Annotated in this window: 7 protein-coding genes, 1 tRNA gene and 1 pseudogene; 1 reads left to right on the top strand and 8 read right to left on the bottom strand. The window is 72.3% G+C overall.

Annotation, left to right across the window (positions count from 1 at the left end):
* Positions 1-103 precede the first annotated feature (103 nt).
* The 7 genes and pseudogenes from J1C73_RS13485 to J1C73_RS13520 form a co-directional block, all read right to left on the bottom strand.
* Positions 104-5,272, bottom strand: a complete 5,169-nt coding sequence (locus J1C73_RS13485; protein WP_207316580.1) for a hypothetical protein — start codon at positions 5,270-5,272, stop codon at positions 104-106.
* A complete protein-coding gene (locus J1C73_RS13490) occupies positions 5,269-6,129 on the bottom strand; it encodes a DUF4132 domain-containing protein (protein WP_123468451.1) in 861 nt (286 codons plus the stop codon). Before J1C73_RS13490 ends, J1C73_RS13485 begins: the two co-directional genes overlap by 4 nt.
* Before the next feature lie 188 nt (positions 6,130-6,317).
* Positions 6,318-6,920, bottom strand: a complete 603-nt coding sequence (locus J1C73_RS35715; RefSeq protein WP_207316581.1) for a sugar O-acetyltransferase — start codon at positions 6,918-6,920, stop codon at positions 6,318-6,320.
* Positions 6,917-8,252, bottom strand: a pseudogene (locus tag J1C73_RS35975) (RNA polymerase sigma factor). The gene J1C73_RS35715 and the pseudogene J1C73_RS35975 overlap by 4 nt, the downstream one beginning before the upstream one ends.
* The gene (locus tag J1C73_RS34815; protein ID WP_307797686.1) at positions 8,162-9,550 is read right to left on the bottom strand and encodes a YciI family protein; all 1,389 of its coding nucleotides are present in this window, start codon (positions 9,548-9,550) and stop codon (positions 8,162-8,164) included. The pseudogene J1C73_RS35975 and the gene J1C73_RS34815 overlap by 91 nt, the downstream one beginning before the upstream one ends.
* A 284-nt stretch (positions 9,551-9,834) precedes the next feature.
* A tRNA-Val gene (locus J1C73_RS13515) sits at positions 9,835-9,906 on the bottom strand.
* A 54-nt stretch (positions 9,907-9,960) separates the two neighbouring features.
* Positions 9,961-10,452: a TIGR02611 family protein gene (locus J1C73_RS13520; protein WP_207316582.1), complete on the bottom strand. Its 492-nt coding sequence runs from the start codon at positions 10,450-10,452 to the stop codon at positions 9,961-9,963.
* Between the two features lie 190 nt (positions 10,453-10,642).
* Between J1C73_RS13520 and J1C73_RS13525 the strand changes: the two genes are divergently transcribed.
* A complete protein-coding gene (locus J1C73_RS13525) occupies positions 10,643-11,056 on the top strand; it encodes an SsgA family sporulation/cell division regulator (RefSeq protein ID WP_003959770.1) in 414 nt (137 codons plus the stop codon).
* A gap of 190 nt (positions 11,057-11,246) precedes the next feature.
* Here J1C73_RS13525 and J1C73_RS13530 read toward each other — a convergent pair.
* Positions 11,247-11,405 (bottom strand): SsgA family sporulation/cell division regulator (locus J1C73_RS13530; protein ID WP_207316583.1); only part of this gene is annotated, 159 nt, incomplete at its 5' end.

Consider the following 11,405-nt stretch of genomic DNA (forward strand, 5'->3'; position numbering starts at 1 on the left):
GGACAGCACCACCACGGGCGGTGTCCCCCGCCGGGCTCCGTCGACCGGTCCGGGACGCCGCCCGTGGTGGTGCTGTCCACGGTGGTAATCGTGGTGTCGTTCGTCATCGGCGGCGGCCCTTCCGGGGTGCGCGGGTGTCCAGTTCTTCGAAGGCCGGGGCGTCGCCGCCGCGGACCCGCGCCCAGGCGGCTGCGAACAGCGCGGGCACGGGGAGGTGCGGCAGGGTCCGGGCCGACCCGGCCACGGGGTACAGGCGTTCCTTCCAGGTCTCCAACGGCAGTCCGGGGGTGCCGCGTTCGAGCCAGCCGCAGGGGAGGAACAGGGTGCGGCCGGCGCGGGAGCGCTTCGCCTCCACGACGAGGCCGGTGGCGGCGAGTTCCGCCCTGGCCTTCTTGACCCGGGCCGGCTTCCACTCGGTCCAGCGGACGCAGTTGCGGTCCGTCGGGTCGGGCAGGGCGAGCAGCATCAGGTACAGGGCGGCGGTGTCCGCGCTCAGGCCGAGGGCGTCTACGGCCTCGGCCACCAGGTCCGGCACCGCACGGGTCGGGTCCTGGGCCGGGTGGTGCGGGGAGCCGTCGGGGACGCCCGCCGAGGCCAACGCGTCGGTCTCCTCGCCCAGCAGTGCGCGCAGGGCGAGCAGATCGCCGGTGCCGTAGCCGCCGACGGTGCCCTCGACGAGGCCGAACGCGGGGTCGTCGGGGCCTGCCAGGCCGGCCGGGCGGATCAGCAGCTTCTCGCTGTCGCCGTGGCCGGGGGCGAGGAGCAGCGCCGTGCCGGCCCTGACCAGCCCGTCGGGGCCGGCGCCGCCGGATTCGGGGAGCCCGTGGGCGGCGCGGATCACGGGGCCGATCGAGCCCCCCGACTCGGTCCAGTCCAGACCGAGGTCCAGCACCAGGCCCGGGTCGGCGAGGCGGCCACGCAGGGCCGCGAGCCCCGTGGGCAGGCACGCCCGCAGAGGATGCCCGTACGGCAGCGTGTAGGCGAGGGTGCGCAGGGCGGTGAGGGCTGCGGAGACCGCACCGCGTGCGCCCACCCGGCGCAGGGCCGGGCGGCTGGTGCCGTCCTCGACATCGGTGCCGTGGGCGAGCCAGGTCCGGGAGCCCGCGTTGAGGATCAGGTCGACGGCGCCCGGGGTGGTGCCCGAGAGGTCGAGGTCCAGTTCCTCTGGGACGCGGACGAGGGAGGCCAGGCGCTTCTGCCAGACCTCGGCGGCGGCCCTGATGTCGGGGCCCGTGGACCACAGCTCGGCCGGGTCCACGGGCAGCAGTGCCTGGAGCAGGGCGTGCCGGTCGTCGCGGGGCAGGGTGTCCAGCCTGCCCTGGGCCGCTTCGAAGGCACGCGTCTTCGCCCCGAGCAGCGCGAGCGCGTCGGCGCCGGGCTCCTCGACGGCCGCAGAGAGCAGGGCGGTGGACTGGAGGGGGCCGATTCCGGTGGCCGTATCGAACGCCTCGGCGGCCTCCGGACGCCAGGGTGCCGGGCCCTGCTCCCGTACCAGGGCGATGAGCCGGGTGAGCCGGTCGCGGGCGATGCCGTGCCGGTATACGTGCTCGTGGTCCAGGGTGAATCCGGGGACGGGGCCGAAGGCGCCGGTCGGGTCATGGTCCAGGGCGAGCCAGCGTTCCGCGTCGTTCTGGAAGTTCCGGCCGCGGTTGGCGAGGACCACGACGGTGCGGGCGCCCCTGCGCAGCACCTGGCCGAGGCGGTGCACGGCCTCGGGGCGTCCCGGCCCGGATGTCCCCGCGCCGAACGGCTCGACTAGCTCCACCTGCCGGACCGTGCCCGCGGGGTCGGCCAGCGGGCCTGCGGCGAGGGTCTCCAGGAACACGAGGAGCCCGCTGCGGTGCTCGGGGGAGGTGGTCGCGGAGGCGGCCCGGTAGGCCAGTTCGGGGAGGTTGCCGAGAAGTGAGGTCCAGGTCAGGGAGTCGCTGGGCACGGTGTACTCGTCCCGCTGCCAGCCGTCGGCAGGGGTGAACGGGACCTTGGACGTGATGGGCGGGCCGAACGCCGGCTCGCCGCCGAGGACGTGGTTGACGGCGAGGATCTGCCGGATCACGGTCCACCGCTTCCCGGCTCCCCACCAGCCGCCGCGCATCCGCTCGGAGGTCCAGGCGGAGGCGGTCTGCAGGGTCGTGTCGTCGCCGTGCTCGGGCTCGTGTTCGAAGAACATGCCCTGGATGCGCGCGGTGTTGCGGGGCGTGGCCGGCTGCGCGGGCTTGGGTGGTTCCAGGTACCGGGCGGCTGCGGCAGCGCGGTCCACCGCGTCCCGGACAGCGGCGGTGACGCCCGCAAGGAGCCGTGCGTCGGACACCTCGGGCAGCACCCTGGCGACGGCCTCCTCGCTCAGCTCCCGCGACGAGGGCCCGGCGTACTCCTTGACGGCCCGGAACGCCTCCAGGTGCCGGGCGACCGCGGCGGCGACCTCCTTGAACAGCTCCCCCGCCCGGGAGTCCGTCAGGCTTCGCAGGGCGGCGGAGCCCCGCTCGTCCCTCGGGCGCAGCGCGTGCCAGTAGGCGACGGGAGGCACGTAAGGGGTGCCAGCCGCGTCGTTCCCACCGGAGGAGTCGGTGGTGACGGACCACAGGCTGCCACCGACGCCGTCCGTGTCGGCCGGGTGCGCCGCGACGGAGCGGTGGTACAGGGCCACGAGAGGCCGTGACCCGCCGGGCAGGGTGAGTGCGCCGAGCGGCACCGGGAACCCGGCGCCGGGCAGCGCGTGCGGCAGGGTGACCGTGTGGCCGTCGGGGGTGCCTGCGACGATCCGGTGCCCGTCGGCGGGGGCGGCCGTGCCGGGCTCGGTACCCGTGCTGCGGACCCAGCGGCCGAGGACCGTGCCGTCCGTGCCGAACGGGGTGTTCTCCAGACCGGGTTGGAGGGGCAGCACCTGGCAGTGCTCGGTGAGCAGCCGGGTGCCGTCCCGCACCCCGGAGCGGAGGAAGGCGGGCAGGGATGCGCGGCCGTGCGTGCCGGCGGCCGGGTCGTATTCCAGCCACACCCGCTGCGTGCCCTGATGACCTTCCCGCCAGTGACCGGTGCCGTCGGAGATGACGGCGCGCTGGGGCGGGAGGGAGGTGTCGCCCGCGTGCAGGGCCTTGCCGCCGGTGGCGCGGCCGCCGCCGGACAGCGGCAGGCAGACCTCGTCCGAGGGGCCGGAGCCACCCCAGCGGGGTATCTGCTCGCCGCCGACGGTGAACAGCTCGGCGGGGCGGTGCGACCAGTAGCCGCGCTGCTTGCCGTCCTCCCACCAGATGACCAGCAACTCGCCGTCGACGTAACGGAAGGCGAGCGACCGCCAGTGGTCGACGGTGGCGGGCAGCCGCAGGGTGTGCCGCAGCAGAACGCCTTCCGGGCCGACGACGACGGCCCGTTCGAGCGTGTTCAGGATCAGCGCGGGCCAGGCGCCGGTGACACCAACGCTCTCCGACCGGCGGCGCCGCTGGTGCACGGCGGCGGTCTCGGCGGCCAGTTCGGCGTATGTCGCGTCGAGCGCGGGCCAGCCCAGTTCGTCGAGGACGCCGGTGCGCAGGGTGGCAGCGAGCAGCGGCACGACATCGTGGCCCTTGAGGAGCCGCACGGCCTCCGGGGCGACGTCCGCGACCACGGTGCGGAACAACGAGAGCCTGTTGAGGGCGGCTTGCAGCCCGGGGAGCCCTCGCGCGGCCGTGTACTCCTCGGCACAGGCGGTCAGCCACTCCCGCAGGATGCCGGAGAGCACGGGGTGCGCCGCCAGCTTCGCCAGGCCGGCGTCGCTCAGCCGTTGACCGTGCCCGTCGCCGAGGGCGCCGACGGTCCGGCGCAGAAGGACGCGGAAAGCCGGCTGTTCGGAGACAGCGGTGAGGTCCCGCGCGCCGAGCGCGGTGTCGGTGAGCCAGGAGCCGAGCGGGAGGGCGGGGCCCTGCACGGTGCCCGTGTCCTGCTCGGCCGGTTCGGCGACGGGGATGCCGGAGGCCAGGCAGAGGTCAAGGAGGTCCAGGTCGGCGTTGCGCTGCCAGCGGCCCTGGAACAGCTCGACGGGGCGCCCGTCGGCGCGCAGCCGGTCCGCCATCCGGACGGCCAGGTCGAGGGTCTGGGGGCTGCGGCCTGCGGTGGCCCGGTTGCGCCGGCGGTGTGCCTCCCAGCGGGCGAGCCAGTCCGCCGGGGAGACGGAGGGAGCGTTCCCTGCCGTGTCCGGGAGGCCGGTCAGCAGGTCCTCGGCGCCGGACTCGGCCAGCAATGCGAGCCAGTCGGATTCGCCGGCCTTCTCCCGGCCGCTCTCGCTGAAGGTCTCCGGGAAGAAGCCGAGGAGCCGGGCCCGCACGGACTCATCCCGTCGAGTGAGGGCGACGATCGCGGAGCGGTAGGCAGCCCAGAACGAGGCGGGGGCGCGGACGACTCCCGGGGAGCCGATCAGATCGGCCACCAGATCGCGTTCGGCGGCCTCCCGGTCCAGCCCGGCGGCCTTGACCAGCGCGCGCACGTCCTGCGGCAGCGCCGCGTACGGGGGCATGCCGGCCGCGCAGCGCTCGACCAGCAGACGGCGGAACTGCGCCCAGGCGTCCGCAGGTGCGAGCCGGGCCACCAGGTCCCGCACGTACTGCCGCAGTGCCTTGACGGTCAGCGCGCCGGCGAAGGCGAACTCCAGGAAGACGGCCCGCTGCCGGTCCTCGTCCACGACCAGCCCGTGCACCCGCTCGGCCTCGCGGGCCTTACCGAAGAAGGAGGCGGCGTAGGTGGTGTTCTCGGCCTGGAGGAAGAGGCGCGCAACCTGCTCGTAGTAGGTGGGGAGGAAGTGGGGTACGGCCCGGCCGAGCCGGCTGCCGAGTGCGTCGAAGCCCTCCTTGGCCGCTCCGGCGCGGGTCCTGGCCTGCCGGCCCAACCGCTCGATGTCCTTGACCAGGGCCAGGGCGTGGTGCCCGTTGGCCGGGTCGTTGACCAGCGCCCAGGCAGGGAAGCCCAGCGCCTCGCGGCGCACCTGGCCCACGACGGGGGCCTCTGCGGACCGGGCCAGCCCGAGGAACTCCAGGGCCAGGTCCTCGGCTTCACCGAGGGTGCCGGGCACGAGCCGGACCACGGGGCGGTCGCCGAGGGCGGTGTGCGTGTAGGTGCGGGCGGTCAGCGCGTCGGCGTCGTCCCGCTCTGTGGTGCCGGCCGGGAGGATCGCGCCCGCGTCCAGCAGGGCCGCCGCGCGGGCCTCGGCCACGGGGCTGGAGGTACTCCCGCTGCGGGCCCGGGCGGGGAGGGATGCCGTGCCCGCTGCCGTCGTGTTCGTGTGGGTGTCCGTCGTCGTGGTGCTCATGCCGCCCGCTCCTCGTCCGCCACGTCGCGGCCGGCGTAGAGCGCCGCCGCCATGCGCATGCCCTCGGACCACGCGACGGGGCCGACCTCGGCGGCCGTCAGCGCGCGCCCCGCGGGGTCGGTCCAGCCCAGGGGGCCCGTCTCGGTGCCGTACTCGTCGTATCCGTCGTGCTCACCGATCCAGATGCGCGCCTCGGTGGTGGCGCCGTCCTCGACGACCGGGCAGACCGCGTATCCGCCGCGCGACCGGTAACCGAGTTGGGTGACGCGGCCGTGCAGGAAGCGCAGTTCCTTGAACACGCCGCCGGCGTAGGTGTCCACGGACGTGGTGTCCGGGGCGAGGCCGGGCGGGCGGCGCCACACCTCGCGGAACAACTGGTCCACGTTCTGGCGCACCCCCAGTTCGACCGCGAACTCCCGCAGCTCGTCGAGATCGTCGAGGAGGACGGGGTGGGGCACGCTGACGACGTCCGGGGTGATGCGGACCGTGTCGCCGTCCAGGTCGACGAGGCCGAGGCCGCGGTGGGGGTCGACATCACGCAGGAACCCGGCGACTCCACCGTCCACGCCGGTGACCACCACGTCCCGCAGGGCCGTCTGCCACGCAGGGTCGGGCCAGACCCGGGCGAGCACGGCAGTGGGGACGGGCAGCGAACGCACCATCCACTGCTCGAGCTCGGTCAGGCACTGGTGTGCGTGCTGCTCCAGCCACTCGGTCAGCTGCCGGAGTCCGACGACCGCCGGGTCGTCCTTCAATCTGGCCGGGACGGACTTCAGCCGCCGGCCCTTTCCATTGCGGCAGACCACCGTGCCCGCCTCCAGGGCGACTTCGTAGTCGCCCGCCGGAACCCACCCCATGCGCTGTTCTCCCCATTGTTCCGGACGGCCGCCGAACCGGCGGCACGCTGATGAAACCCGTCAGGGGCAACGCACCGTGACGAGTGGGAGAGACTCTAAGCGCCCCCTGTGACAACGAGCTCGGCCCCTGCGCCTGATCAGCCGGGTCCGTGGCGGCCAAGGGCCTTGGCCGGACGCGGGGTTTCGCGCTACCGGCCGGCGAGGCGGGTGGTGAGGTCCTCGTCCGTGATCTCGCGGACCACCCGGCAGGGTGTCCCGAGAGCGACCGTCATCGAGGGGATGTCGCGGCTGACGACGCTGCCGGCGCCGATGACCGACCCGTATCCGATGCGCACACCCGGCAGGACCACCACGTTGCTGCCGATCCACACCTTGTCCTCGATGACGATCGGTCCGGAGAACCGCGCGAAGTCGACCCGGCGTGCGGGATGCACCGGGTGTCCCGTCGTGGTCGGCGTCACGCTGGGCGCGATCATGACGCCGTGGCCTATGCGGATGTCCACGTCGTCGACGAACGTCAGATTCACGTTCCCGAAGAAGTCGTCTCCGATGTGGACGTTGCTGCCGAACGCGGCGTGGAACGGCGGCAGCAGCACCGTACGTTCCCCGACCGAGCCGAGAATGTCGACGAGCAACGACCGGCGTCTGCCCTCCTCGCGCGGGGGTGTGTGGTCGTAGTCGAAGATCTGCTCCGTCCGGCGCTCCGAGTTCTGAGAAGCCGATTCCGACTCGGTGTAGACGAGCCCTTCGGCGATCCGGGCGAGCACTTCGTCCTCTTGTGCAGGCGTCACAGCGGGACGCTCCCTTCATTCATCTGATCCAGTTCCGCGGCCTGCTTGGCGTACTCCCGGGCGATCGCCCCGTTCGGGGCGGTCGACTCCGCCGTCCGGTATACCTCGGCCGCCTCGCGCGCGCGGCCGAGTCGGCGCAGCGCGTCTGCGCGGACCGCGGGCACGGCGTGGTTCCCGGCCAGCTTCCTGGACGTGCCGAGAGCGTCCACGGCGTCCAGCTGTGCCTGAGGGCCCTCGTGCATCCCGACCGCGACAGCACGGTTGAGCTCGACCACCGGGTTCGCACGCAGGGCGAGGAGACGGTCGTACGACGTCACGATCGCCGCCCAGTCGGTCGCGGCCGCTGTCGGAGCGAGGGCGTGCTGCGCGGCGATGGCCGCCTGGAGGGCGTAGGAGCCGCCCGCCTCGACGGCCTCGCGCGCGAGGGCCGCGCCCTCTGCGATGAGTGCGTGGTCCCACCGCGTGCGGTCCTGCCGGTCCAGCGTGACCAGCCCGCCGTCGGCGTCGAGCCGGGCGGCGCGCCTCGAATGCTGGAGCAGCAGCAGTGCGAGCAGCCCCCCGCACCTCCGGCTCGTCCGGTGCCTCGGCGGCGACGAGCCGGGCCAGCCGGACGGCCTCCTCCGCGAGGCTGTCGCGCTGTGTGTTGCCGTCACTCGGTGCGTACCCCTCGGTGAACATGAGGTAGATGACGGCGAGTACGCCGTCCAGCCGTTCGGCGCGTGCGCCGGGCGGTGGCACTCGGTACGGGATGCCTGCCGCCGCGATCTTGCGTTTCGCCCGCAGGATCCGTTGCGACACGGTGTCCTCGCCCACCAGGAAGGCGCGGGCGATCTCTCGCGTGGTCAGGCCGCTGACCGCCCACAGGGTCAGTGCAACCCTGGATTCCAGGGGGAGCGCCGGGTGGCAGCAGGTGAACACCAGCCGTAGCCGCTCGTCCCCGGGCGGCTGCGGTTCACGGGCCGCCTTGAGCGCGGCGACTTCGGCCATCTTGCTGCGCTCGGTCGTCCCGCGACGCAGCGTGTCGAAGGCGCGGTGCCGCGCGGCGGTCACCAGCCATGCCCCCGGCTTCTGCGGCACTCCTTCCCGCTCCCAGGCCGGCAGGGCGCGGGCGAACGCCTCCTGTGCGCAGTCCTCGGCCAGTTCCCAGTCGCCGGTCAGGCGCACGATCGTGCCGAACACGGCGCCCCACTCGCCCCGGCAGGCCTCCGCCAGCGCTGCCCGCGCCTCTGCCGGCCCGGTGCTCACGAGAAGTCCGTCCAGAACTCGCGCAGTTCGACGCTTCCGGACCGCGCCATGGGACAGCGGGCGAGGTAGCCGATCGCCTCCTCCCATTCGCCGTCCACGAACACGATCCCGGACACCCGTTCCGGCACATCCGTGTACGCGCCGTCGGTGATCAGCAACTCCCCTTCGCGGCGGCGTACGAGGGTGGCGTCCCGGACGGGACGCAGGTGCTCACCGCCGAGGTAGCGGCCGGAGGCGAGGCCGTCGCGAACCCACTCGGCCACCACGGCGGGATCGGGGGTGAAGGCCGGCGCGCCCGGGTCCGTCCGCAGGATCGCGAGGAAGCGGGAGGCGGGCGCGTCGCCCTCGTGCGGGACGTTTCCGGTGCCGGGCCCGAGATCGAGCGGTTCGACCGGCCGGACCTCGATGCGTCCGGCGGTTGCCATCGGGTGCGAGGCGGCGACCTCGATCGCCTCGTCGAGGTCGGCGGCCTCCACGAGGTCGTACCCGGCGATCCACTCGGCCGTCTCGGCGAAGGGGCCGTCGGTGACCAGAACCCGGTCCCCGCGCACTCGGACCGTCCTGGTCTCGCCGGCCGGCTTGAGCGGCATTCCCTCCACACGGACGCCTCGGTCGTTCCATTTCTCGACCCATGCCTGCGGGTTCTCGTCGGTCGGCTCCCCTGCGGGGTCCGTGGCGATGAACAACACGTACTTCATGACCGTTCTCCTTCCGGACGCTTCATGAGGACGACGAACGGCCTTCGCGGAATCCGACAACACGGCGCAGATTATTCCGCCGGCGCTGCGGAGCTGATGTCTCGTGGACCTGGTGGATCCGGTTCGCCCCTGCTCCCCCGCCAGGGCCTTGATGGCCGGTCGGAGCAAGGACACGATGCGTTCGGCCGGGGCGTCCCGCAGAAGGGCCAGTTCGAGGAACTGGTGGCCGATGGTGATTCCGAGCAAGGTGGTGACGATCAGCGCGGCGCGCAGCTCGGGATCCTCGGCGGCGGGCAGGGCCGCACCGATGCCGTCCAGCTGCCTGCCGAGGGCGACGCGGACGTGATCGGCCGCTGCCGGGTCGGTGAGCATGGACCGCATCATCGCCAGCGTGCCCTCGGGCAGACCGCCGAGTTTCGGTCCGAGCGTGGCCAGCAGCTGATCGACGAGCACGTCGGCGTCAACGGTGCCCGGCGATACGGGGGTTGCCTGCACGGCTTGGGTGAACAGGCCGCGCTTCGAGCCGAAGTACTGCATGACCAGAGCCGCGTCGCCCGCCGCGGCCGCCACGGCGCGAATGGTGGTGCGCTCGAATGCTTTCCCGGCGAACAGCTCACGGGCACTGGCGAGGATGCGCGCCTCGGTGGACCGGCGGCGGTCGGCGCGGGACTGGCGAGGAGTGGCCACCGATTTGGCTGTTCGCGCGCCCGATGCCCGACCGGACCGGCCGCGAGGCGGTCCCGCTGGCATTCAGGACGTCGCCAACTTCATGCGGGACAGCCGCCGCACTCCGAGCAGGCATTTACCGCCTTGATTGAAGCGTTTTAGAAAGCGCTTGCTGGATCAAAGTAAGGAGCGCCATCGACGGCGTCAACAGTTGGGACGAAAATCAGTCGAAGCGCTTGAACGGCGCACGCGGGAACGCCGACGGCCCGGAAGCTTCAAGAAGCTTCCGGGCCGTCGGTCCGGGGTGGGCGATACTGGGTTCGAACCAGTGACCTCTTCGGTGTGAACGAAGCGCTCTCCCACTGAGCTAATCGCCCGGGCGCACGCCAAACATTACCCCATGTCAGCGGCGCCCCCCGACCGGCTCCGGGTCACTCGTGGATCTTCCACGGCATGACGATTCCGAACTTCCACACATAGATCCCCACCAGCACCGCGATGATCACCAGCCCGATCACGGTGAGCGCGATGTTGCGCCGCCGGACCTTGGGATCGAGGGCCCGCCTGGCGGCCTCGGTGACCTTCCGCCGCGTCCAGCGCAGCACCAGCTGCGCCCAGACGAACTCGGTCGCCCAGATCGCCATGCCGCCGAAGATCACCAGCCAGCCGGGGCCGGGCAGCGGCAGCATGATGATGCCCGCCACCACCACGGCGAGGCCGACCATGAACACGCCGACCTGCCAGCTCAGGTGCAGCGCCCTGGACGCCTGAATGAATCCGGGCGCCCTGGAGCCGAGCTCCGGGTCCTCCTTCGTCACATCCTGCGTGAGGCCCCCCGCCACGCCTCTCGCCACGTCCCCCGTCGCGGGCGCCGGATCCGCCGGTGCGGCGGCTCCGTCCCGCTCGTCACTCTCCGCATTCATGGGGGCCAACCTACCGGAACCACCCTCGTCACTGGAATGGCCGCATAACCCAAAGTTACACACCGCTGTACGAGCTACCTGAAGGATCACAAAACGGTCAGAGGGGTTTACAACGCCACCGTAGGTGGCATGTCGATTTCGCCGACGTGCGAATCCCCGAGCGCACACTGAGCGAAAGGCCCTGGCGCTTATGAACACCACGGTCAGCTGCGAGCTGCACCTGCGCCTCGTTGTGTCGAGCGAGTCCTCACTGCCTGTACCCGCGGGCCTGCGGTATGACACGGCCGATCCGTATGCCGTGCACGCCACCTTCCACACCGGAGCGGAGGAAACGGTCGAGTGGGTTTTCGCCCGCGACCTCCTTGCCGAGGGGCTGCACAGGCCCACCGGCACCGGAGACGTCCGCGTCTGGCCATCCCGTAGCCACGGCCAGGGCGTCGTCTGTATCGCGCTGAGCTCCCCAGAGGGCGAAGCCCTGCTCGAGGCCCCGGCACGGGCCCTGGAGTCGTTCCTGAAGAGGACCGACGCCGCGGTTCCGCCGGGCACCGAGCATCGTCACTTCGATCTCGATACGGAGCTCTCACACATCCTGGCGGAAAGCTGAGCCAGGCCGAGAACTGCACGACGCCGTCCAACTCGGGGAGACGGCGTCGTGCGGACAACCTCATACGGCAGAAACCGGCGCCGTCACCACGGTGGATTCCGTGAGGACGGCGCCGGTTTCTGCCGTATGAGGTTGTCCGCGCGACGCCGTCTCCCCGAGTTGGACGGCGTCGTGCAGTTCTCGGCCTGGCTCAGCTTTCCGCCAGGATGTGTGAGAGCTCCGTATCGAGATCGAAGTGACGATGCTCGGTGCCCGGCGGAACCGCGGCGTCGGTCCTCTTCAGGAACGACTCCAGGGCCCGTGCCGGGGCCTCGAGCAGGGCTTCGCCCTCTGGGGAGCTCAGCGCGAT

The sequence above is a fragment of the Streptomyces laculatispora genome, assembly GCF_017353455.1.
GTDB classification, from domain to species: Bacteria; Actinomycetota; Actinomycetes; order Streptomycetales; family Streptomycetaceae; genus Streptomyces; species Streptomyces laculatispora.